Here is a 24,379-nt window from a genome sequence, read left to right as displayed (position 1 = left end):
TATCTGAAATCCTTATTTCTGCACCACGATATTTTCTTGTGAAGGATCAACGTGCTGCAGCTGCAGCTTCTCTGTGGCAATGCGTTCAACCCGGCTATGGTCGCCCAGCGCATTCTCTTCCAGAATCAGGTTACGCCACTCGATATCCAGCGCATCCCGCTCCAGCACCAGCTGTTCGCGCTGCGCAGTCAGCAGTCGTGTTTTATGGGTGGTGGTGACCACCAGCACGGCAGACACCACTACAGCGATCAGCAACAGCACCGGAATCTTGCCTTTTCGCAGCAAATCCCCGCCGATGACGGCGGGCAGACTGTGGCGCTCATTACCGATCATGCGTCGGTTTTCTCCGCGATACGTAAGACCGAACTGCGCGCACGTGGATTCTCAGAGACTTCAGCATCTCCTGGCGACATCTTGCCAAGTAGCTTCAGCTCACGCCCGCCCAGGGCACGCAACTGATGTTCAGTCATCGGTATCCCGGCAGGCACCTGTGGCCCGCGACTCTGGTCGCGCATAAAGCGTTTCACCAGCCGATCTTCAAGTGAATGGAAGCTGATAACAGAGAGGCGACCCTGCGGTGCCAGGACTTCAACCGCCCCTTTCAGAGCAATATCGATCTCTTCCAGTTCGCTGTTAATCCAGATACGAATCGCCTGGAAGCTGCGTGTAGCCGGATGCTTAAACTTATCTTTTACCGGCATGGCGACAGAGATGACTTCAGCCAGCTCCCGGGTGCGGGTCATCGGCTGTTCACGATTACGCTCGACGATGGCCCGGGCAATACGTTTAGCAAATCGCTCTTCACCGTAGGTTTTCAGGACGAAAGCGATATCTGCTTCTTCCGCGTGCAGCAACCATTCTGCGGCAGAGTGACCGCGCGAAGGGTCCATTCGCATATCCAGCGGTCCATCACGCATAAAGGAGAAGCCGCGCTCGGCGTCATCCAGTTGCGGTGATGAAACCCCCAGATCGAGTAAAATGCCGTCAATTTTCCCGACTAAATCCCGTTCAGCGACATACTCTGCCAGCGCGGAAAAAGGGCCATGAATAATTGAAAAACGCGGGTCAGTGATCTCCGCTGCAGCGGCGATAGCTTGCGGATCGCGATCGATGGCGATCAGCCTTCCCTTCTCTCCCAGTTGCGAAAGAATCAGGCGTGAATGGCCACCACGGCCAAAAGTGCCGTCGATATAAATACCGTCTTCCCTGATATTGAGGCCGTTAACCGCCTCATCCAACAGTACGGTGGTATGTTTGAAATTTTCCTGCATAGCTATAGCGACAAGTCCTGCAACCGCTCAGATAAAGGTTCCTGAGCCGACTGTTCTGCGTCAATATCGTCCCTGACTTGTTGATACCAGGTCTGTTCATCCCACAGCTCAAACTTGTTGAACTGCCCAACCAGCATCACTTCTTTGGTTAATTTTGCATGCTGCCGAAGCGTATTTGCCAGCAGCAGGCGGCCTGCATTGTCCATCTGACATTCACTGGCATGTCCCAGCAGCAAACGCTGCACGCGGCGCTCAAGCGGATTCATGCTGGAAAGGCGTGCCAGCTTTTTTTCAATGATTTCCCATTCGGGCAGGGTATAAAGCAACAGGCATGGCTGGTGGAGGTCGATGGTACAGACCATCTGCCCCTGAGATTCCCCAATCAGCAAATCGCGATATCGCGTAGGTACGGCGAGCCGCCCTTTGCTGTCGAGATTGACTAACGTTGCTCCGCGGAACATGCCAGTCTCTCCTCCTGGTCACCCATTTACGCCACTTTATCCCACTTTTTACCACGAAACGAGTTTAAGGATCCCATGAAATCCTTGTCAAGCCGGAGCGGTAGTTGAATATCACTCTTTACAGAGCGCAAAATTAATCTCTGGCGACGATATAAACGAATAAAAAGGGAAAGTAAAAATTAAGCCAATGAATACCTGAATAAAAATAAGGACCCGCGAAAAAACGACTAAAAATGAAACAATATGAAGCGATGAATATTTATCGTCGTTTCTGAGACAGCGGCGGCATTTTAGGGGATTTCCGAAAGGAAGCACAGCAGCTTCAGGCGAGACGGGGCAGGAAGTTTGTTGAAGTTGTAAGCAGATAATAAAAATAAGCCGATCGACTTTGTTAGATTTGATGAGCAGAATTTACGCTTTTTTACGTCGACCTGTTTATTTAATCAGTATATCACGGAAATAAAATGGGCGGGCAGCTTAATACTGCCCGTTACTCATTTAACTTTTCTGCTTAATTGTCCGCGACGGTATAAATTACGACGAATGCGGGTTAAACCCGGTTTCGGTTTTCTGGGTTCATCCAGCGAGGCTAAAACTAATTCCAGTACACGCTCTGCCACGTCACGATGACGCTGACCCACCGCCAGTACCGGACACTCAAGAAAGTCCAGTAATTCGTGGTCGCCAAAAGTGGCAATAGCCAGCTCGGTCGGCAGCCTTCCGTCACGTTTCAGCGTCACATCCATGACACCCTGCAGCAGACCAAATGAGGTGGTATACAGCGCCTCCGGCATCGGGTGATCTTCAAGGTATTTTTCAAACAGCGCGGCAGCGGCGGTGCGTTCAAAGCTGTTGCAATAGATATAGTCAATCGGACGAGGATCGTCTTTCCAGGCATCGCGGAACCCCATCTCACGCAGGAAACTCACTGAGAGCTCAGGTAACGCGCCAAGGAACAGCACATTTTTAACCTCAAGCTGACGCAGTTCAGCGGCCAGCGTCTGTGCATCATCCTGATCGGCACCGACCACGCTGGTAAAATGTTCACGATCCAGCGCGCGGTCTAACGCGATAATCGGCAGGGGATCGTTGATCCAGCGCTGATAAAAGGGATGCTCTGGCGGTAATGAGGTAGAGACGATAATCGCATCGACCTGCCGCTGTAACAGATGTTCAATGCAGCGCATCTCGTTATCAGGCTGGTCTTCAGAACAGGCAATTAGCAGCTGATAGCCGCGCTGACGCGCCTGGCGCTCCAGATAGTTCGCAATACGGGTATAGCTGGTATTTTCCAGATCGGGAATCACTAACCCAATGGAGCGCGTTCGCCCGGCGCGTAGCCCGGCAGCCACCGCATTAGGGTGATAATTATGCTCACGCACCACCGCCATGACTTTCTCAACGGTTTTGTCGCTGACACGATACTGCCGCGCTTTGCCATTGATCACATAACTGGCCGTGGTGCGCGACACGCCTGCCAAACGCGCAATTTCATCCAGTTTCACAATAACCCCACCATCAAATCCGCTTTAACGGCAAAAATAGCCGCAGTTAAGCTATGGATAACTTATGACTATCATCTAACAGCAGAAAAGTGCGCGGAGCAACCGCTTTTCTGAATGTAACCCGCCTGGCGCATAAAAATTAAAAAAACCCGGCATTTCGCCGGGTTAGGTGAGGATTGATGATGACGGGGCGTAATTAACGCATGATGCGATCGCCGCGCGAAACGCCCACGATCCCGGAGCGTGCCACTTCAACAATTTCGGCAACATCGCGGACGGTGTTCAGGAAGGCGTCCAGTTTGTCACTGGTACCTGCCAGCTGAACCGTGTACAGCGTCGGCGTCACGTCAATGATCTGACCGCGGAAGATCTCGGCGTTTCGTTTCACCTCTTCACGGCCATAACCGCTGGCCTGAATTTTCACCAGCATGATTTCGCGCTCAACATAGGCGCCCTGCCCCAGTTCGGTAACGCGCAGCACATCCACCAGCTTGTGCAGCTGCTTTTCAATCTGCTCCAGCACCTTCTGATCGCCCACCGTCTGAATGGTCATCCGCGACAGCGTCGGATCGTCGGTCGGTGCCACGGTCAGGCTTTCAATGTTATAGCCGCGCTGCGAAAACAGACCGACGACACGGGATAATGCGCCGGATTCGTTCTCCAGCAGAACTGATAAAATGCGACGCATAATTATGTCCTCTCCGTTTTGCTTAACCACATCTCATCCATGCTGCCACCGCGAATCTGCATCGGGTAAACGTGCTCGCTACCGTCAACGGTGACATCCACAAACACCAGACGTCCTTTTGCCAGCGTTTCCAGCGCCAGCGTCAGCTTCTCTTCCAGCTCAGCCGGATGTTCAATCGCGATGCCGACATGACCGTAGGCTTCCGCCAGACGCACGAAATCAGGCAGCGACTCCATATAAGACTGGGAGTGACGACCGGAATAGATCATATCCTGCCACTGCTTCACCATGCCCAGCACCCGGTTATTCAGGTTCAGCACCAGCACCGGCAGATCGTACTGCAGTGCGGTAGAGAGCTCCTGAATGTTCATCTGGATACTGCCATCGCCCGTTACGCAGATGACGGTCTCTTCCGGCAGCGCCATCTTCACGCCCAGCGCTGCAGGCAGACCAAAGCCCATGGTGCCGAGACCGCCAGAGTTGATCCAGCGGCGCGGTTTGTCGAAAGGATAATAGAGCGCAGCAAACATCTGATGCTGGCCCACATCCGACGTGACATAAGCATCGCCTTTGGTCAGGCGGCTGATGGTTTCAATCACGGCCTGTGGCTTAATTTTGTCGCTGGTGCGATCAAATTCCAGGCAGTGACGACGGCGCCAGCCTTCGATCGCCTGCCACCAGTCGTGCAGGCTTTCAGCACGCGATGGCGTCTCGCTTTGCGCCAGCAACTCCAGCATCTGCTGCAGTACCTGTTTCGCATCGCCCACAATCGGAATATCCGCCGCAACCGTTTTGGAAATAGAGGTAGGGTCGATATCGATGTGCATCACCGTGGCGTCAGGACAATATTTCGCCAGGTTGTTGGTGGTGCGGTCATCGAAGCGAACACCAATACCAAAAATCAGGTCGGTATTGTGCATCGTCATGTTGGCTTCGTACGTGCCGTGCATACCGAGCATGCCGACGCACTGACGGTGGGTACCCGGAAATGCACCCAGGCCCATCAGCGAAGTTGTCACCGGAATATTCAGGCTTTCGGCCAGCTGTAACAGTTCCGCTTCGCAGCCTGCGGTAATAGCCCCGCCACCCGCGTAGATCACCGGTTTTTTCGCGGCCAGCAAGGTGGTCAGTGCGCGCTTAATCTGCCCTTTATGGCCCTGAATGGTCGGGTTGTAAGAGCGCATGCTTACCGAATCCGGCCAGTGATAAGGCAGTTTGTTAGCCGGATTCAGAATATCTTTTGGCAGGTCGATCACCACGGGTCCCGGACGTCCGCTGGAGGCCAGCCAGAACGCCTTTTTCAGTACGGTTGGGATCTCTTCGGTGCTTTTCACCAGGAAGCTGTGCTTCACGACCGGACGAGAGATGCCGACCATGTCGCACTCCTGAAAAGCATCATAGCCAATCAGCGACGAGGGAACCTGACCCGACAGGATTACCAGCGGAATCGAATCCATATAGGCGGTAGCGATACCGGTAATCGCATTGGTTGCACCGGGTCCTGAGGTAACCAGCACCACGCCGACTTCACCCGTAGCACGCGCCAGACCGTCAGCCATATGCACCGCGCCCTGCTCATGGCGCACCAGAATGTGATCGATACCCCCGACGGTTTGCAGCGCATCATAGATATCTAAGACTGCGCCACCCGGATAACCGAATACCTGCTTAACGCCCTGATCGATTAACGAACGGACGACCATTTCGGCTCCTGACAACATCTCCATCTTCTGCCTCCAGGCTTGAGGACCCGGCCCGGTTACTACGCTCGTTGGTGCGTAACACGTTGCCCTGGTGCCTGCTTTGCCAATCAAAATCTTATGTTTATGCACGACAGCGAAAACATGTGCCGCTGTCCTGTTACAGAGAAATCTGTTGAGTTCATTGTTCTGAGAGTAGGTCAATTACCATAACCGCAGTTAACCGGGCAGGCAAACCGCAAACCCGCGTAAATTAAAAGGCCGGGACGTAAAGGCTCTGCCTGATAAGAATTGGCTGCGCGGATTAAACTAATTACGTCGCAGAACTGCAGACGAAAATGCTAAGTAAGAAATTATTTTCAGCGTGATATAAGAAATAACGAAAACTTATTACCGCCTGCAATAGCCCACAATCCCCTGACATTTTTCTTTTCTGGCGTAATTAACCAGTAAATCACGCAAGTGCATTCAATTATGCTAACCGGCAGGTGATAAATCCTGTGCCACCGCCGGACAAAAAACGAAGAAAATTATTAATTTTCAATCAAATAAAGCTTTAATAAGTTCGTGAAAGGCGGCATTCCGGAGCTGATTGCTTACGCAGTGACTGACGCGCTGTTCATTACGCTGCCTGACCGTCAAATAACAGAATATCTTCCTTCATCGTCCCGGATAATACCCCTGCATTGAAGGTTGACATCCCTGAACAATTCCAGTACCAATATGTACAGCACAACATTTTATAAGGTTTGAATCCATGTTTCGTTCTGTTCGCCTTCTCGGTCTACTACTAAACGCACTTAGCTTGCGCGGTAGACTTGTGGGCGGAATCAAACACTGATTCAAACCTGCTGAAAGTTAAAAACCCGCGCCTGTCGCGGGTTTTTTTATGCTCGTTGCCAGGCCCGAAAAAAGCAAAAGGATGAATACGATGAGCCAGCAAGTCATTATTTTCGATACCACTCTGCGCGATGGTGAGCAGGCATTACAGGCCAGCCTGAGTGTGAAAGAAAAATTGCAGATTGCCTTAGCGCTGGAGCGTATGGGCGTGGACGTGATGGAAGTTGGTTTCCCGGTCTCCTCCCCAGGCGACTTTGAATCAGTACAGACCATTGCCCGCACCATCAAAAACAGCCGGGTCTGCGGGCTGGCGCGTTGTGTGGAGAAAGACATCGACGCGGCATACGAATCACTGCGCGTTGCCGAAGCCTTCCGTATCCATACCTTTATCGCGACGTCACCCATGCACATCGCCACCAAACTGCGCAGCACGCTGCCGGAAGTGATTGAGCGCGCGGTGCATATGGTGAAACGTGCGCGTAATTACACCAGTGACGTTGAGTTCTCCTGTGAAGATGGCGGCCGTACGCCAATTGATGACCTGTGCCGGATGGTAGAAGCGACGATTAACGCCGGTGCGACCACCATCAACATCCCGGATACCGTTGGCTACACCCTGCCAGGCGAGTACGCACATATCATAAGTGAACTGATGAACCGCGTTCCTAACATCGATAAAGCGATTATCTCTGTGCATACCCATGATGACCTGGGGATGGCAACCGGTAACGCTCTGGCTGCTGTTCAGGCCGGCGCGCGTCAGGTTGAAGGCACGATGAATGGCCTGGGTGAACGTGCCGGTAACTGTGCGCTGGAAGAGGTAATCATGGCGATTAAAACCCGTCAGCAGATCATGAACGTGCACACCACTATTAATCATCAGGAAATCTATCGCACCAGCCAGATGGTCAGCCAGATCTGCAACATGCCGATCCCGGCTAACAAGGCAGTCGTCGGTTCCAACGCCTTTGCCCACTCCTCCGGTATTCATCAGGATGGCGTGCTGAAGAATCGCGAGAACTATGAAATCCTGACGCCGGAATCAATCGGCTTACACAAAATCCAGCTGAACCTGACCTCACGTTCAGGCCGTGCGGCGGTAAAACATCGCATGGAAGAGATGGGCTATGCCGGACAGGATTACAATCTGGATACGCTGTATGACGCCTTCCTGAAGCTGGCTGATAAAAAAGGTCAGGTCTTCGATTATGACCTGGAGGCGCTGGCCTTCATCAACAAACAGAATGAAGAGCCGGAGCATTTCCAGCTGCACGAATTTAACGTCCAGACCGGTTCCGGCATCACCGCCACCGCCTCTGTCAATCTGGGCTGCGGCGATGTCGCTAAATCGGATGCCGCCACCGGCAATGGCCCGGTTGATGCAGTCTATCAGGCGATTAACCGCATCACGCAGTTTGACGCTGAGCTGGTTAACTACACGCTGACCGCGAAAGGCCACGGCGAGAACGCGCTGGGACAGGTCGATATCGTTGTGAGCTACAACGGCCGCAAATTCCACGGCATTGGTCTGGCGACCGATATCGTCGAGTCCTCTGCGAAAGCGATGGTCAACGCCCTGAACAATATCTGGCGTGCCCGTCAGGTTGAACAAGAACTGCAGCGCAAATTCAAAGATCAGAAGGAAACCGTATAACCATGTCCACCTCCTCTCATATCGCAGTTTTACCGGGTGACGGTATCGGCCCGGAAGTGATGGCACAGGCGATGAAAGTACTGGATGCCATTCGTCAGCGCTTTGATATGCAGATTACCACCCAGGAATATGCGGTCGGCGGCATTGCTATCGATCAGCACGGTGAACCTCTGCCGCCCGCCACCGTTGCTGGCTGTGAGCAGGCTGACGCGATCCTGTTTGGCTCCGTTGGCGGTCCAAAGTGGGAGCATTTACCCCCGGCATCACAGCCGGAACGCGGTGCGCTGCTGCCGCTGCGAAAGCATTTTAAGCTGTTCAGTAACCTGCGTCCGGCGGCGCTCTATAGCGGACTGGAAGCCTTCTGCCCGCTGCGCGCCGATATCGCCGCAAAGGGCTTCGACATTCTGTGCGTACGTGAACTGACCGGCGGCATCTATTTTGGTCAGCCTAAAGGACGCGAAGGCAGCGGCCCGGAAGAGCGTGCCTTTGATACCGAGGTCTATCACCGTTTCGAAATTGAGCGCATCGCCCGTATCGCGTTTGAATCGGCGCGCAAACGTCGCAACAAAGTCACCTCGGTGGATAAAGCCAACGTGTTGCAGACCTCGGTGATGTGGCGTGAAATTGTTAATGAAGTGGCGAAAGAGTACCCGGACGTGCAGCTGAGCCACATCTATATCGACAACGCGACCATGCAGCTGATCAAAGACCCGTCGCAGTTTGACGTGCTGCTCTGCTCCAATCTGTTCGGTGACATTCTTTCTGATGAGTGCGCCATGATCACCGGCTCGATGGGCATGCTGCCGTCAGCCAGCCTGAATGAAGCGGGCTTTGGCCTGTTCGAACCAGCGGGGGGTTCAGCGCCGGATATCGCCGGTCAGAATATTGCTAACCCGGTCGCCCAGATTCTGTCGCTGTCATTACTGCTGCGTTACAGCCTGAATGCCGATGCGGCAGCCGACAGTATTGAACGCGCCATCAGCCGTGCGCTGGAACAGGGCTACCGCACCAAAGATTTAGCCGGTGATGGCCCTGCGGTCAGCACAGATGAGATGGGCAGCATCATTGCCCGCTTTATCGCCGAGGAAAAATAAAAAAATGAAAACTTTATACCAGAAGTTATTTGATGCACATGTCGTCCACGAAGCGCCCAACGAAACGCCGTTACTCTACATCGATCGTCACCTGATCCATGAAGTGACCTCGCCACAGGCCTTTGATGGTCTGCGTGCACACGGACGTAAAGTGCGTCAGCCGGGCAAAACCTTTGCCACGATGGATCACAACGTCTCTACCCAGACCAAAGACATCAATGCGTCGGGCGAGATGGCGCGTATTCAGATGCAGGAGCTGATGAAGAACTGCGAAGAATTTGGCGTACAGTTGTATGACCTGAATCACCCATTCCAGGGTATCGTCCACGTTATCGGTCCTGAGCAGGGTATGACGCTGCCGGGCATGACCATTGTGTGCGGCGACTCGCATACCGCCACCCACGGCGCGTTCGGCTCGCTGGCCTTTGGTATCGGCACCTCTGAAGTGGAACATGTGTTTGCGACCCAGACCCTGAAACAGGGTCGGGCGAAAACCATGAAGATTGAAGTACTGGGCCAGGCGTCCACCGGCATTACCGCCAAAGATATCGTGCTGGCGATCATCGGCAAAACCGGCAGCGCAGGCGGCACCGGCTATGTGGTTGAATTCTGCGGCCCGGCCATTCAGGCGCTGAGCATGGAGGGTCGTATGACCCTGTGCAACATGGCGATTGAGATGGGCGCGAAAGCGGGCCTGGTGGCACCGGATGAAACGACTTTCAACTACCTGAAAGGTCGTCAGTTCTCGCCACAGGGCGAGAACTGGGAGCAGGCCGTTGAATACTGGCGCACCCTGAAATCTGATGAGGGCGCGAAGTATGATGCGGTAGTGACGCTGCATGCTGAAGAGATTGCACCGCAGGTCACCTGGGGCACCAACCCGGGTCAGGTGATTGCCGTTGATCAGCTGATCCCGAACCCAGCCTCATTCGCCGATCCGGTTGAGCGTGCCTCAGCGGAAAAGGCGCTGGCCTACATGAACCTGCAGCCGGGCATTAAACTGACCGATGTTGTGATTGATAAAGTGTTTATTGGCTCCTGCACCAACTCACGTATTGAAGATCTGCGTGCCGCCGCCGCCATCGCCAAAGGCCGCAAAGTTGCGCCTGGTGTGGTCGCTATGGTGGTGCCGGGTTCCGGCCCGGTGAAAGCGCAGGCTGAAGCGGAAGGTCTGGATAAAATCTTCCTGGAAGCGGGATTTGAATGGCGCCTGCCTGGCTGCTCAATGTGCCTGGCGATGAACAATGACCGCCTGAATCCGGGCGAGCGCTGTGCCTCAACCAGCAACCGTAACTTTGAAGGTCGCCAGGGCCGTGGTGGACGTACCCATCTGGTCAGCCCGGCGATGGCCGCGGCGGCTGCCGTGACCGGCCACTTTGCCGACATCCGTGAAATGACGACAGGAGCTTAAGTCATGGCGAATAAATTTACTCAGCACACCGGCATTGTTGCGCCGCTGGATGCCGCGAACGTCGATACGGACGCGATCATTCCCAAGCAGTTTTTGCAGAAGGTCACCCGCACCGGTTTCGGTCAGCATCTGTTCCATGACTGGCGCTTTGAAGATGACGCCGGTACGGTGCCAACGCCCGGCTTTGTGCTGAACAAGCCCGAGTTCAAAGGCACCAGCATCCTGCTGGCGCGCGAGAACTTTGGCTGCGGCTCTTCACGTGAGCATGCGCCCTGGGCGCTGACCGATTTCGGTTTCCACGTGGTGATTGCGCCCAGCTTCGCGGATATTTTTTACGGCAACAGTTTCAACAACCAGCTGCTGCCGGTGAAGTTAAGCGAAGAGGAAGTGGATGAGCTGTTCAGACTGGTTGCGGCCCAGCCGGGTATCAGCTTCACGGTCGATCTGGAAGCGCAAACGGTCACTGCAGGCGATAAAGTCTATCCGTTTGAACTCGACAGCTTCCGCCGACACTGCATGATTAACGGGCTCGACAGCATCGGCCTGACCCTGCAGCACGAAGCCTCGATTTCGCAGTACGAGCAGAATCAGCCCGCTTTCCTGTGCTGATTCACTTAAAGCAGGCCTAATCTGGCAGCAACGATTAAGTTTAACGCGCCGGGAACACGGGCAGAGGAGGAAAGCGTCCCGCGCCATGGACGGCGCGGGCCGAGCGGCCAGGGATTGGCTTAAGCGACTTTCCGATCTGACCGTGTTCCCTGAGCAGGCTCGATATCACAGATGGCCGGGCCAGATTTCGTGAATAACTTCAAATAAGGGCGACATCCGGTCGCCCTTCTCTTTTAAACGTCGCGCACCCGCGCCGACATCACCAGCGCCACAATCGCCAGTCCGAATGCCAGCCAGTAAACGGCCTCATGCCCCAGGCGCTCACTCAGCGTTCCCTGAATCACTCCGGCCAGAATCATGCCGGTCGAGATCGAATTAGTGAACATTGTGGTCGCCGCGCCAGGCCGCCCGGGCATCAGATCCTGGAACCACAGCATCCCGATACCCGCGATAATCCCAACAAACACCGCGTTAAACAGCTGCAACACCATCAGCGAAGTGCGGGAGTTGAACAGCACCAGCCCCAGGTAAAACAGCACGCCCGCCGCCACTGCGATCAGCATTAAGCGGCGCTTTCCAATGCTACGGGCGTAATGACCCGCCAGCAGCATCACCGGAATCTCCAGCCCGGCCGCCGTCCCCATCAGCAGACCGGCCAGCTTCTCCGGCAGTCCCAGCGTGGTGCTGATATAAAGCGGCATATCGATGATATACATCGTGTTGCAGGTCCACATCACGACGGAGGCGATGAACAGCAACCGCACATCCCGATCGCGCCAGCCGCTTATCGGCAGCCCGCCGCTTTGCATCAGCGGCTGCGTGCGTGGCACAGACGGCAGCGTAAACCAGACCAGCAGGATACAGATCAGAAACAGCGCGGCGGCCACCATAAACAGCGTCACAAAGCCGTAGTTCAGCGCCAGCGCGAACGATAACGGCGGCCCGATTACCCAGGCCAGTGACAGCTGCGCACGCATCACCGAACTGAACATCACCGCTTCCCGTGCCGACTGATCGGCATACTCACGCGCCAGCGCAAACAGCTGAGGCATAGAGACGCTGGCCAGCGCCGAGAGCAGCACACCCAGCGTCAGCAGGGTGAGATAGTGGCGGGTAAAGGCAAACAGCAGCGCATTCATCAGCGCCATCAGGCAGCAGATGAGAATGATATGCCGACGATCGCCAACACTGTCTGAGCGCTTAGCCACCAGCATACTCACCACGATACCGGCCACCGCGTTGATGGTGAAAAACAGCCCGACCCAGAAGGGCCGCGCCTGCACCTCGCGCGTCAGAAACAGGCTAAGCGTCGGCGCCTGTAATGCGCCCGCGATGCCCAGCATGAACGAGGCAACCATAAAAGCGAGGTAAACCGGATTGATGCGGCGCTGCCGCGTTAACAGCGATTTCATAGCGAAATCCCTTTCAGAACAAACAGAGGGAAAAAAGAAGGGTAGACGATACCGCGCAACATGAAAAAAGCCAGCAGAGATCATCTGCTGGCGGTGTAAATGCACCCTACTCAGAAAAGCACTCCACTGAACAGCGAAGTGAGGGTCGAACGCCATTCATTGCTGAATGCCTCCCGCTCTTCCCATAGCGCAAAGTTTGCTCTTAAAATGGGGCAGAAAAAACAGAGCGCTTTTCACCTGGAGTTCCCCTTTTATGTCCTCATCACGTCTGAAGCAGCAGTTCATTCGCCTGTGGCAGAGCTGCCAGGGGCAAACGCAGGAGATTACCCTCAGCGAACTGGCTGACCTGCTGCATTGCTCTCGTCGTCATATGCGTAATCTGCTCAACCGGATGCAGGCTGCAGGCTGGCTGATCTGGCAGGCGGAAGCCGGTCGCGGCAGGCGATCGCAACTCACCTTCTGCTACACCGGACTGGCCCTGCAGCAGCAGCGTGCCGAGGATCTGCTGGAACAGGATCGCATCGATCAACTGGTCCAGCTGGTGGGCGATAAAAATCAGGTGCGGCAGATGATCGGCGCGCATCTGGGGCGCAGTTTCCGCCAGGGCAAGCATATCCTGCGGGTGCTCTACTATCGTCCACTGCTTAACCTGCTGCCTGGTTCGCCGCTGCGGCGCTCGGAAACCCATATTGCCCGACAGATTTTTAACGGCCTCACGCGAATAAATGAGGAAAACGGGGAAATCGAGGCCGATATTGCACATCACTGGCAGCAGAGTTCCCCGCTTCACTGGCGCTTCTTTGTGCGTCCGGCGATTCGCTTCCATCACGGCAGAGAACTGGAGATGGAGGATGTGCTGGCCACGCTGGAGCGTCAGCGCGCCCATCCACTCTTTTCCCATATCGCGCAGATCGACTCGCCTGCCCCCTGGACGCTGGATATCCGTTTAAGCCAGCCCGACGAGGGATTGCCCTGGCTGCTGGGCAGCGTCAGTGCGATGATCCTGCCGCGCGAATGGCCGACACTGCGCGATTTCGCCCGTCAGCCTGTTGGGACGGGGCCTTATCGGGTAATCCGCAATCAGGAGAGCCAGCTGAAGATCGAAGCGTTTGATGACTACTTCGGTTTTCGCGCCCTGATTGATGATGTCTCTATCTGGGTCCTGCCCGACATCAGCGATGAGCTGGTCTATGCTGGTGTCCGGCTTCAGGGCGACAGCGTTGATGAAGTTCAGGAAGAGAGCCGCCTTGAAGAGGGCTGCTACTATCTGCTGTTCGATCAGCGTTCAGAACAGGGGTGCAACGAGGCGGTGCGGCGCTGGGTCAGCTACCTGTTTAACCCCATCGCCCTACTCAATCACGCCGGCGTCGGCTATCAGCGCTACTGGTTTCCGGCGTATGGTCTGCTGCCGCGCTGGCACCATCGGCGCGATCTGACGCCCGTGGAAAAACCGCCCGGCTTAACCCATCTGACGCTGACCTGGTACAGTCAGCATGTGGAGCACGAAGGCATCGCCAACGCGCTGCGGCCGCTGCTGGCAGCGCATGGCGTCACGCTGGAGACACGCGAGATCAGCTACGAGAGCTGGTATCAGGGCGAGGCGGAAAGTGACATCTGGCTGGGCAGCGTGAACTTTACCCTGCCGCTGAATTATTCCCTGTTCGCGCAGCTTTATGAGATTCCGCTGCTGCATCACTGTCTGCCGATCGACTGGCACAGCGATGCGGCCCGCTGGCGCGAGAAAACGCTGCCGCTGGCCGAATGGAGCAAGCAGTTAGTCGAAGAAGCCGGTCTGCATCCGCTGTTTCATCACTGGCTGCTGCTTGAAGGACAGCGCAGTATGCGCGGCGTCAGGATGAATACGCTGGGCTGGTTTGATTTTAAATCGGCCTGGTTCGCGCCACCGGCGCTGTGACGCTTTCGCCCCGGCGCTGAAATGACTAGAATGTGACGTTCTCAACGGGGTGCGGCCTGCCACAAGCAAGCCGCTGAGAGAGACCCGTCGAACCTGATTCGGTTAATACCGACGTAGGGATTTGAGAGGCCTCTGTGCTCAGATCCTTTGCGACTCATCCCCTATTCTCCTGAAGGAGCGCAAAGTGTTAAACAAAGTTCTGCCGGTGCTGCTGTTACTCTCCGCCCCCGTTCTGGCGGCTAAGCCGGTTCTCACGGTCTACACCTACGACGCCTTCTCCGCCGACTGGGGCCCTGGCCCGGCGGTTAAAAAAGCCTTTGAAGCCCAGTGTAATTGTGAGCTGAAATTCGTCACGCTGGAAGATGGCGTCTCGCTGCTGAACCGCGTGCGCATGGAAGGCAAAAACAGTAAAGCGGATGTGGTGCTGGGGCTGGATAACAATCTGGTGCAGGCGGCGCAGAAAACCGGTCTGTTTGCCCAAAGTCAGGTCGACACCTCAAGATTAAAACTGCCCGATGGCTGGCACAACACCACCTTCGTGCCGTTCGATTATGGCTACTTCGCCTTTGTCTATGACAAAACGCGGCTGAAAAATCCACCCAAAAGCCTGAAAGAGCTGGTCGACAGTCCGGAGAAGTGGCGGGTGATCTACGAAGATCCCCGCACCAGCACGCCCGGCTTAGGTCTGCTGCTGTGGATGCAGAAGGTCTATGGCGATCAGGCTCCGCAGGCATGGCAAAAGCTGGCGCAGAAAACCGTGACGGTGACCAAAGGCTGGAGTGAAGCCTACGGCCTGTTCCTGAAGGGCGAAGGCGATCTGGTGCTGAGCTACACCACCTCACCGGCTTATCACATCATCGAAGAGAAGAAAGAGAACTATGCTGCCGCGTCCTTTGCCGAAGGACACTATCTGCAGGTTGAAGTTGCCGCGCAGTTGGCCAGCAGCAAACAGCCGGCACTGGCACAGCAGTTCATGAAATTTATGGTCTCGCCTGACTTCCAGCGCACTATCCCCACCGGCAACTGGATGTACCCGGTGATCGACACGCCACTGCCTGCCGGTTTCACGGCGCTCAGCGTGCCTTCAACTGCTCTGCAGCTCTCGCCAGAGGAAGTTGCCAGCCAGCGTTCAGTCTGGATTAGCCAGTGGCAACGCGCCGTCAGTCGCTGATGCCGCGCTGGCTGATTCCCGGTTCCATCGCCACGCTGCTGTTAACCTGCGTGGCAATGCTGGCCTTCTGTGCACTGTGGAACGCCGCGCCGGACACGGACTGGCGCAGCGTGCTGCAGGATGATTACCTGCATCACGTTATCGCGTTCTCTTTCGGTCAGGCGCTGCTCTCCGCCCTGCTGTCGCTGCTGCCTGCGGTGCCGCTGGCGCGGGCGCTCTATCGACGTCGTTTCCCTGGCCGCCACCTGCTGCTGCGCCTGTGCGCCATGACGCTGGTGCTGCCGGTGCTGGTCGCGGTGTTTGGCCTGCTGACCGTCTACGGTAGCCATGGCTGGCTGGCGCAGCTGTGCCAGCTGGCAGGGTTGGATTATCACTTCTCCCCCTATGGTCTGCCGGGCATTCTGCTGGCACACGTCTTCTTTAACCTGCCGCTGGCGACCCGCCTGATGCTGCAGGCGCTGGAGAGCATCCCGGCGGAACAGCGTCAGCTGGCGGCTCAGCTCGACCTGCGCGGCTGGCACCATTTTCGTCTGCTGGAGTGGCCGTGGCTGCGGCGTCAGCTCTTGCCAACCGGCGCGCTGATTTTCATGCTGTGTTTCGCCAGCTTTGCCACCGTGCTGTCACTGGGCGGCGGTCCTCAGGCCACCACCATTGAGCTGGCGATTTTTCAGGCGCTGAGTTATGACTACGATCCCGGGCGTGCTGCGCTGCTGGCACTGATCCAGCTCGGCTGCTGTCTGACGCTGGTGCTGCTCAGCCAGCGCTTCAGCAAGGCGATTCCCGCCGGAACCAGCCAGCTGAACGGCTGGCGTGACCCGCAGGATTCGCGCGGCGCACAGCTGGTCGATACGCTGCTGATCGGGCTGGCGCTGATCCTGCTGCTGCCCCCGCTGGCGGCGGTCATCGTTGATGGTCTGCACGGCGGACTGCGTGGCGCGCTGGCGCAACCTGCACTGTGGCAGGCCACCTTTACCTCATTCCGCATCGCCATGGGTGCCGGTTTACTCTCAGTGGTGCTGACCATGATGCTGTTGTGGAGCAGTCGGGAACTGCGTCTGCGTCAGCGTCCGGCGGCGGCACAGTTGATCGACAGCAGTGGCATGCTGATTCTGGCAATGCCAGGCATCGTGCTCGCCACCGGCTTTTTCCTGCTGTTCAACGCCACCATCGGCCTGCCCGAGTCGGCCGACGGGCTGGTGATCTTTACCAATGCGCTAATCGCCATTCCCTATGCGCTGAAAGTGCTGGAAAACCCGATGCGGGATGTCGCAGAGCGCTACGGCAGACTTTGCGATTCACTGGATATCCACGGCTGGAACCGGCTGCGGCTGATCGAGCTGCGGGCGCTGAAACGCCCACTGGCCCAGGCGCTGGCCTTTGCCAGCGTGCTGTCTATTGGCGATTTCGGCGTGGTGGCGCTGTTTGGCAATACCGACTTCCGCACACTGCCGTTCTACCTTTATCAGCAGATTGGCGCCTATCGCGGCGCAGATGGCGCGGTCACCGCCCTGCTGTTGCTGCTGCTCTGCTTATTGCTGTTCACACTAATGGAAAAATTACCAGGCCGCCATGCTGACACTTGATAACCTCACTTACCTTTATCAGCATCTGCCGATGCGCTTCAGCCTCAGTGCCACGCGTGGGGAGCGCATCGCGATCCTCGGACCCAGCGGGGCGGGTAAAAGTACGCTGCTGAGCCTGATCGCCGGTTTCCTGCCGGTGAACCAGGGCACTCTGATGATTGACGGTCAGGAGCACACCCACAGCGTCCCGGCCAGACGACCGGTTTCCATGCTGTTTCAGGAGAACAACCTGTTTCCACACCTCAGCGTACAGCAGAACATGGCGCTGGGGCTGCATCCGGGATTAAAACTCAGCGCTGAGCAGTGTCAGCAGTTGGCCGCGCTGGCCGACCAGGTGGGATTAGGCGATCTGCTCAACCGTTTGCCGGGCGAACTGTCAGGCGGACAGCGTCAGCGCGTGGCGCTGGCACGCTGTCTGCTGCGTGACCGACCGGTGCTGCTGCTGGATGAGCCTTTTTCTGCGCTGGATCCGGCGCTGCGTGGCGAGATGCTGCAACGAGTGGGTTCAGTGTGCGAAGCGCGCAGCATCACGCTGCTGATGGTGTCGCACAGTCTGGAAGATGCACAGCAGATTGCACCGCGCAGTGTGGTGATTGTGGATGGACGGGTCTACTGGGATGGCGAAACCCGACAGTTGCTGTCGGGCGAGACGCGGGAGGCTGAGGTGCTAGGCATCCCGCGTCGCTAAGCTTTTACGCGAAGAAAACCTGCCACAGCAGATGACGGAAAACCGGCATCATCGGATGGAACTGAATGCTAACAAACGCTGCGACGGCGATTACCAGTCCCAGCGGACCTGCCCAGCGTAAACGTTCAGGCGGCAGCCAGGCAGTGGCCCAGTCGCGGCTCTTGCCGCTGCGCCACCAGCGCCAGCATAACCAGCCGCCCAGCCAGATCAGCAGTGCTGCGCCGAGTAACAGCCATTTAAAGCTGCTGCCCTGCGCGGCTTTGGGCACATCGATCGCCACCCCCGCCAGAATACCGGGCAGCAGATAGAGCGGCGGCCAGAGAATGCAGCCAATAATGTTCGGCGGCAGGAATTTACGCACCGGCAACTCCAGCATACCTGCCGCCAGCGGAATCAGCGGACGTGTCGGCCCCACAAAGCGCCCGACCAGAATCGTAAACATGCTGTGCTGATGCAGGGCGTGCTCGGTTTTATCCAGCAGGCCTTTATATTTTTGCAGATACTTCCAGCGATGCAGCGGCCCCTGAAATTTCCAGCCAATGCCGTAGGAGACCCAGTCACCAATCAGACAGCCGGCAAAGCCCGCCGCCCAGGCAGGATAAAGGCCAAGCTCGCCACTGCCGACCAGCGCGCCCAGACTTGCCATCATCACCGTACCTGGCAGCAACAGCCCGACCAGCGCCAGCGACTCCAGAAACGTCACCAGCGCAACGGCAAACAGCGCCCATTCCAGGGACTGCGTAATCAGTTGTTGAATCCAGGCTTCCATAGTCGTCCTTAGTCAAAGCAGAAGGCTGGATTGTCCAGAGCCAGCCACACAGCGTCAAGGCAAGAATTGTAGGACAATGTTGACAAAAGCGGCGGCGGGAACTGTATAAATATCCATGATATACTAAAGTCGTTTTCTCATCCCTGAATTGCTGAGTCCGGAGAACATCTGAATATGGCCCGCGCAGGTTTTCTGCTCACCCGCCACTGGCGCGACAGCCCGCAAGGCACCGAAATTATCCTCTGGCTCGCCACGGATGCTGGCGCGCAGCGCGTGGTACTGCCGGTACAGGAGTCCGTTGCGTTTATTCCCGAGGAGTTTCAGGCGCAGGTCAGCGAATTACTCAAAGATGAACATCAGTTTCGGATTCAGTCGCTGGCGCTGAAAGATTTCCGCCGCCGCCCGGTTTTTGGCCTCTACTGTCCGCAGAACCGTCAGCTACAGCACATCGAAAAACGGTTGCGCGAACAGGGCATTCCGGTCTACGAGGCGGATATCCGCCCGCCGGAGCGCTACCTGATGGAGCGTTTCATCACCGCCCCGGTCTGGTTTGACGGCGAGCAGCGCGGCGACAGCGTGGTCAATGCGCGGCTCAAACCCCACCCCGACTATCGCCCGCCGCTGAAATGGGTCTCACTGGATATTGAAACCACGCAGCATGGTGAGCTTTACTGCATCGGGCTGGAGGGTTGCGGTCAGCGCCAGGTCTTTATGCTCGGCCCGCCAAACGGTGATGCCAGCACGCTGGACTTCGAGCTGATCTATCTCGACAGCCGCCCGCTGCTGCTTGAAGCGCTGAATCAGTGGTTTGCAGAGCATGACCCGGACGTGCTGATTGGCTGGAACGTGGTGCAGTTTGACCTGCGGGTGCTGCAGAAGCATGCCGATCGCTACAGTATCCCGCTGCGTCTAGGCCGTCAGCAGACCACGCTGGAGTGGCGCGAACATGGCTTCAAGCCCGGCGTTTTTTTTGCGCAGGCCAGCGGCCGGTTAATTATTGACGGCATCGACGCACTGAAATCGGCGTTCTGGGATTTCCCGTCGTTCAGCCTGGAGTCGGTGTCGCAACAGCTGCTGGGTGAAGGGAAAGCGATCGACAATCCATGGCAGCGCATGGAGGAGATCAACTGGCGCTTTGCCAACGATAAACCAGCGCTGGCACGCTACAACCTGAAAGACTGCGAGCTGGTGACGCGCATTTTTCACAAAACGGCGATTATGCCGTTTCTGCTGGAGCGCGCGGCGGTGAATGGCCTGGCCGTCGATCGCCACGGCGGTTCGGTGGCGGCCTTTGGCCATCTTTATATTCCGCGGATGCATCGCGCCGGTTTTGTCGCCCCGAACAGGGGTGATGTCGCCCCGGAAGCCAGCCCGGGCGGCTATGTAATGGATTCGCGCCCCGGCCTGTATGACTCGGTGCTGGTGCTGGATTACAAAAGTCTCTATCCGTCGATTATCCGCACCTTCCTGATCGACCCGGTGGGTCTGGTAGAGGGACTGGCCCATCCGGATGATGCCGATTCAGTTGAGGGTTTCCGCGAAGCGCGCTTCTCACGGCATACCCACTGCCTGCCCGCGATTGTTGAGCAGATCTGGCTGGGTCGTGAAGCGGCTAAAAAGCAGAATAATCAGCCGCTGTCCCAGGCGCTGAAGATCATCATGAATGCCTTTTACGGCGTGCTGGGCACCAGCGCCTGCCGCTTCTTTGATCCGCGTCTCGCCTCCTCGATTACCCTGCGCGGTCACACCATCATGCAGCAGACCCGCACGCTGATTGAAGCGGAAGGCTACGACGTTATCTATGGCGATACCGACTCCACCTTTGTCTGGCTCAGGTCGGCGCACAGTGAAGAAGATGCTGCCGCGATCGGTCAGCAACTGGTGCAGAAAGTAAATGCCTGGTGGCGTGACCACTTACAACAGACCCACGGGCTGACCAGCGCGCTAGAGCTGGAGTATGAAAGCCACTACTGCCGCTTCCTGATGCCGACCATTCGCGGCGCGGAACAGGGCAGCAAGAAACGCTACGCCGGACTAATTCGTGACGCTGCCGGTGAGCGCATGGTCTTCAGGGGGCTGGAATCGGTGCGAACCGACTGGACGCCGCTGGCCAAACAGTTTCAGCAGCAGCTCTACCATCGCATTTTTCATCGTGAGCCGTGGCAGGACTACATTCGCACCACCGTAGCGCAGCTGCTGGCGGGTGAACTCGACGATCAGCTGATCTATAAAAAGCGTCTGCGGCGGCCGCTGAATGAATATGAACGAAACGTGCCCCCGCATGTGCGTGCCGCCAGGCTGGCCGATGAGCAGAATCGTAAATTAAACCGGCCATTGCAGTACCAGAAGGGAGGCCGTATTCGTTATGTTATGGCGACGGCAGGCCCGGAACCACTGGAAGCGCGCAGCACGCCACTGGATTATGACCACTATGTAACGAAGCAACTCCAGCCGGTCGCGGAGGGGATTCTGCCCTTTGTTAAAGGGGACTTTGCTACACTGATTACAGGGCAGCTGGGGCTTTTTTGACAGGTGACGAACGCCCTGCCATCCAGTACCATAGCGCCCCTCCTGAAACTCACCGCTCTTACTTCCGCTCCAGACCTCATTTGTCTGGCGGTAACGCTATTGCCTGAGCTTTGGGAACACCTCTGAAAACGTTAAAATTTGAGCATAAAATATATGGTTTTTACATTAGGTCAGCGCTGGATTAGTGATACGGAAAGTGAACTGGGACTGGGCACCGTGGTGGCGATCGATACCCGCATGATCACCCTGCTGTTTCCGGCCACGGGGGAAAACCGCCTCTACGCCCGCAACGATTCGCCGGTTACCCGCGTCATCTTTAATCCGGGTGATACCATCACCAGCCACGAAGGCTGGCAGATGCGCGTCGATGAAGTACGCAACGAAAATGACCTGATGACCTATATCGGTACCCGGCTGGATACCGAAGAAAGCGACGTGATGCTGCGCGAAGTGATGCTCGACAGCAAGCTGGTATTCAGTAAGCCGCAGGATCGCCTGTTTGCCGGCCAGCTCGACCGGATGGATCGTTTCGCCCTCCGCTTCCGCGCCCGTAGATACCAGAGCGAGCAGTACCGCCTGCCGATCAGCGGCTTACGCGGTATGCGCACCAACCTGATCCCTCACCAGCTGCATATCGCCCACGATGTCGGCCGTCGCCATGCGCCGCGCGTGCTGCTGGCCGATGAAGTTGGCCTGGGGAAAACCATTGAAGCCGGGATGATCATCCAGCAGCAGCTGCTGGCGGGTCGTGCTGAGCGCGTCCTGATCGTAGTGCCTGAAACCTTACAGCATCAGTGGCTGGTCGAAATGCTGCGCCGCTTCAACCTGCGCTTTGCGCTGTTTGATGACGATCGCTATACCGAAGCGCAGCATGACAGCGATAACCCGTTTGAAACGGAGCAGCTGATTATCTGCTCGCTGGACTTTGTGCGCCGTAACAAACAGCGCCTTGAGATGCTGGCCGATGCGGAATGGGATTTGCTGGTGGTAGATGAAGCGCACCATCTGGCCTGGTCAGAAAGCGAGCCAAGCCGCGAATATCAGGTTATCGAAAAGCTGGCCGAGAAAACCGCCGGCGTTCTGCTGCTGACCGCAACACCAGAACAGCTGGGTATGGAGAGCCACTTCGCCCGTCTTCGCCTGCTCGACCCGGACCGTTTCCATGACTTTGCCGCCTTTGTAGAAGAGCAGCAGCATTTCCGCCCGATTGCCGATGCCGTCACAGCGCTGCTGGCGGACAACGCGATCTCCCAGGAGGAGCTGAACCGGATCAACGATCTGGTCGGCGAGCAGGACATTGAGCCGCTGCTGCAGGTCGCGAACAGCGACCGTGATGGCAAGCTGGAGGCGCGTCAGGAGCTGATCGCCATGCTGATGGATCGCCACGGCACCAGCCGCGTACTGTTCCGTAACACCCGTAATGGCGTCAAAGGCTTTCCGAAACGTGAGCTGCATCAGATCCGCCTGCCGCTGCCTGCACAGTATCAGACGGCGATTAAAGTCTCCGGCATAATGGGTACGCGTAAAAGCGTCGAAGAGCGGGCGCGTGACCTGCTCTACCCTGAGCAGATTTATCAGGAATTTGAAGGCGACAGCGGTACCTGGTGGAACTTCGACCCGCGCGTCGAATGGCTGATGGGCTATCTCACCAGCAACCGTAAAGAGAAAGTGCTGGTCATCTGCGCCAAAGCCGCCACTGCCCTGCAGCTGGAGCAGGTGCTGCGCGAGCGTGAAGGCATCCGCGCGGCGGTGTTCCACGAAGGTCTGTCGATCATTGAACGTGACCGCGCAGCCGCCTGGTTCGCCTCCGAAGAGAACGGCGCGCAGGTGCTGCTGTGCTCAGAGATCGGTTCTGAAGGCCGTAACTTCCAGTTTGCCAGCCGTCTGGTGATGTTCGACCTGCCGTTTAACCCGGACCTGCTGGAGCAGCGTATCGGTCGTCTGGATCGTATCGGTCAGGCGCACGATATTCAGATTCTGGTGCCGTGGCTGGAGCAGACCGCACAGGCGGTGCTGCTGCGCTGGTATCACGAAGGGCTGGACGCGTTTGAGCACACCTGCCCGACCGGCCGTGCCCTCTATGACAGCGTCCATTCGCAGCTGATCGGCTATCTGGCCGCGCCGGAGAACAATGAAGGCTTTGATGCTTTTATTACTGACTGCCGTAAACAGCACGACGCGCTGAAATCGCAGATGGAACAGGGTCGCGATCGCCTGCTGGAGCTGAACTCCAACGGCGGTGAATCGGCGCAGCTGCTGGCGAATGCTATCAGCGAGCAGGATAACGACACCGGCCTGGTAAACTTCGCGCTCAACCTGTTTGATATCGTCGGCATCAATCAGGAAGATCGCAGCGATAACCTGATTGTGCTGACCCCTTCCGACCACATGCTGGTGCCCGATTTCCCCGGCCTGCCGGAAGATGGCTGTACCATCACCTTTAACCGCGATCAGGCACTGTCACGCGAGGATACTCAGTTCATCACCTGGGAACACCCGCTGATCCGTAACGGACTGGATCTGATCCTGTCAGGCGATACCGGCAGCAGCGCACTGTCACTGCTGAAAAACAAGGCGCTGCCGGTGGGGACGCTGCTGGTCGAGCTGATCTATGTGGTTGAAGCGCAGGCACCGAAGCATCTGCAACTGACCCGCTTCCTGCCACCGACGCCAATCCGTCTGCTGATGGATACCAAAGGCACTAACCTGGCGGGCAAAGTGGAGTTCGAAAGCTTTAACCGTCAGCTGAATGCGGTTAACCGTCACACCGCCAGTAAACTGGTGAATGCGGTACAGCAGGATGTGCATGCGATTCTGACGCAGGCTGAAGAGAGTGTGGTCAGCGAAGCGCGCGCGGTGATTGTTGCGGCACGTGCGGAAGCGAACGAGAAGCTGGGTGCCGAGCTTTCGCGTCTTAACGCGCTGAAAGCTGTCAACCCGAACATCCGCGACGATGAAGTTGAGGCGCTGGAAAGCAACCGCGAACAGGTGCTGGAGAGTCTCGAGCAGGCCAACTGGCGTCTCGATGCGCTGCGCCTGATTGTGGTGACACACCAGTAAGCTCAGGGGCCGCATGGCC

At 56.8% G+C, this 24,379-nt stretch carries 19 protein-coding genes and 1 riboswitch; of the genes, 11 read left to right on the top strand and 8 right to left on the bottom strand.

Annotation, left to right across the window (positions count from 1 at the left end; genetic code table 11):
- Window positions 1-12: 12 nt before the first annotated feature.
- The 6 genes from ftsL to ilvI all read right to left on the bottom strand — a co-directional run bounded on the left by ftsL (window position 13) and on the right by ilvI (window position 5,652).
- Window positions 13-333, bottom strand: a complete 321-nt coding sequence (gene ftsL, locus QSK07_RS06775) for a cell division protein FtsL (RefSeq protein ID WP_003854764.1) — start codon at window positions 331-333, stop codon at window positions 13-15.
- A complete protein-coding gene (gene rsmH, locus QSK07_RS06770; protein ID WP_098051503.1) occupies window positions 330-1,271 on the bottom strand; it encodes a 16S rRNA (cytosine(1402)-N(4))-methyltransferase RsmH in 942 nt (313 codons plus the stop codon). Before rsmH ends, ftsL begins: the two co-directional genes overlap by 4 nt.
- Before the next feature lie 2 nt (window positions 1,272-1,273).
- Entirely contained in the window at window positions 1,274-1,732 is a 459-nt protein-coding gene (gene mraZ, locus QSK07_RS06765; protein ID WP_009092149.1) for a division/cell wall cluster transcriptional repressor MraZ, read from the bottom strand.
- A gap of 494 nt (window positions 1,733-2,226) precedes the next feature.
- Entirely contained in the window at window positions 2,227-3,237 is a 1,011-nt protein-coding gene (gene cra / locus QSK07_RS06760) for a catabolite repressor/activator (protein ID WP_098051504.1), read from the bottom strand.
- A gap of 196 nt (window positions 3,238-3,433) precedes the next feature.
- Window positions 3,434-3,925 carry an acetolactate synthase small subunit gene (gene ilvN, locus QSK07_RS06755; RefSeq protein WP_010253849.1) on the bottom strand — a complete coding sequence of 164 codons (492 nt, stop codon included), beginning with the start codon at window positions 3,923-3,925 and terminating at the stop codon, window positions 3,434-3,436.
- 2 nt (window positions 3,926-3,927) lie between these two features.
- Window positions 3,928-5,652, bottom strand: coding sequence for an acetolactate synthase 3 large subunit (gene ilvI / locus QSK07_RS06750; protein WP_275220568.1), 1,725 nt, complete (start codon window positions 5,650-5,652; stop codon window positions 3,928-3,930).
- A 730-nt stretch (window positions 5,653-6,382) separates the two neighbouring features.
- Between ilvI and leuL the strand changes: the two genes are divergently transcribed.
- The 5 genes from leuL (at window position 6,383) to leuD (ending at window position 11,233) form a co-directional block, all read left to right on the top strand.
- Entirely contained in the window at window positions 6,383-6,466 is an 84-nt protein-coding gene (leuL, locus tag QSK07_RS22830) for a leu operon leader peptide (RefSeq protein WP_099257765.1), read from the top strand.
- Between the two features lie 90 nt (window positions 6,467-6,556).
- Window positions 6,557-8,119, top strand: coding sequence for a 2-isopropylmalate synthase (gene leuA, locus QSK07_RS06745; RefSeq protein ID WP_098051506.1), 1,563 nt, complete (start codon window positions 6,557-6,559; stop codon window positions 8,117-8,119).
- A 2-nt stretch (window positions 8,120-8,121) separates the two neighbouring features.
- Window positions 8,122-9,213, top strand: a complete 1,092-nt coding sequence (gene leuB, locus QSK07_RS06740) for a 3-isopropylmalate dehydrogenase (protein ID WP_098051507.1) — start codon at window positions 8,122-8,124, stop codon at window positions 9,211-9,213.
- 4 nt (window positions 9,214-9,217) lie between these two features.
- Window positions 9,218-10,624, top strand: a complete 1,407-nt coding sequence (gene leuC, locus QSK07_RS06735; RefSeq protein WP_285721174.1) for a 3-isopropylmalate dehydratase large subunit — start codon at window positions 9,218-9,220, stop codon at window positions 10,622-10,624.
- Between the two features lie 3 nt (window positions 10,625-10,627).
- A complete protein-coding gene (gene leuD / locus QSK07_RS06730) occupies window positions 10,628-11,233 on the top strand; it encodes a 3-isopropylmalate dehydratase small subunit (RefSeq protein WP_098051509.1) in 606 nt (201 codons plus the stop codon).
- A 233-nt stretch (window positions 11,234-11,466) separates the two neighbouring features.
- Here the strand turns inward: leuD and QSK07_RS06725 are convergent, their stop codons facing one another.
- Window positions 11,467-12,645, bottom strand: coding sequence for an MFS transporter (locus tag QSK07_RS06725; protein ID WP_098051510.1), 1,179 nt, complete (start codon window positions 12,643-12,645; stop codon window positions 11,467-11,469).
- 253 nt (window positions 12,646-12,898) lie between these two features.
- Here QSK07_RS06725 and sgrR point away from each other — a divergent pair, with 253 nt between their 5' ends.
- The 4 genes from sgrR to thiQ all read left to right on the top strand — a co-directional run bounded on the left by sgrR (window position 12,899) and on the right by thiQ (window position 18,002).
- Window positions 12,899-14,560, top strand: a complete 1,662-nt coding sequence (gene sgrR / locus QSK07_RS06720) for an HTH-type transcriptional regulator SgrR (protein WP_275220561.1) — start codon at window positions 12,899-12,901, stop codon at window positions 14,558-14,560.
- A gap of 35 nt (window positions 14,561-14,595) precedes the next feature.
- Window positions 14,596-14,698, top strand: a riboswitch (TPP riboswitch).
- 46 nt (window positions 14,699-14,744) lie between these two features.
- Entirely contained in the window at window positions 14,745-15,731 is a 987-nt protein-coding gene (thiB, locus tag QSK07_RS06715; RefSeq protein WP_285721173.1) for a thiamine ABC transporter substrate binding subunit, read from the top strand.
- Window positions 15,707-17,314, top strand: a complete 1,608-nt coding sequence (thiP, locus tag QSK07_RS06710; RefSeq protein ID WP_285721172.1) for a thiamine/thiamine pyrophosphate ABC transporter permease ThiP — start codon at window positions 15,707-15,709, stop codon at window positions 17,312-17,314. Before thiB ends, thiP begins: the two co-directional genes overlap by 25 nt.
- Window positions 17,301-18,002, top strand: coding sequence for a thiamine ABC transporter ATP-binding protein ThiQ (gene thiQ, locus QSK07_RS06705; protein ID WP_285721171.1), 702 nt, complete (start codon window positions 17,301-17,303; stop codon window positions 18,000-18,002). Before thiP ends, thiQ begins: the two co-directional genes overlap by 14 nt.
- A gap of 4 nt (window positions 18,003-18,006) precedes the next feature.
- Here the strand turns inward: thiQ and QSK07_RS06700 are convergent, their stop codons facing one another.
- Entirely contained in the window at window positions 18,007-18,771 is a 765-nt protein-coding gene (locus tag QSK07_RS06700) for a DedA family protein (protein ID WP_098051515.1), read from the bottom strand.
- A 168-nt stretch (window positions 18,772-18,939) separates the two neighbouring features.
- On the opposite strand from QSK07_RS06700, the gene polB reads away from it, so the two are divergent.
- The gene (polB, locus tag QSK07_RS06695; protein ID WP_285721225.1) at window positions 18,940-21,300 is read left to right on the top strand and encodes a DNA polymerase II; all 2,361 of its coding nucleotides are present in this window, start codon (window positions 18,940-18,942) and stop codon (window positions 21,298-21,300) included.
- A gap of 153 nt (window positions 21,301-21,453) precedes the next feature.
- On the top strand, window positions 21,454-24,360 hold the full coding sequence (gene rapA, locus QSK07_RS06690; protein WP_285721170.1) for an RNA polymerase-associated protein RapA: 2,907 nt from the start codon (window positions 21,454-21,456) through the stop codon (window positions 24,358-24,360).
- Window positions 24,361-24,379 lie beyond the last annotated feature (19 nt).

This window comes from Pantoea sp. QMID4, from assembly GCF_030270445.1.
Lineage (GTDB): Bacteria > Pseudomonadota > Gammaproteobacteria > Enterobacterales > Enterobacteriaceae > Pantoea > Pantoea vagans.
The sequence above is the reverse complement of the archived record's forward strand: the minus strand, read 5'-3'. Positions and strand labels throughout refer to the sequence as shown.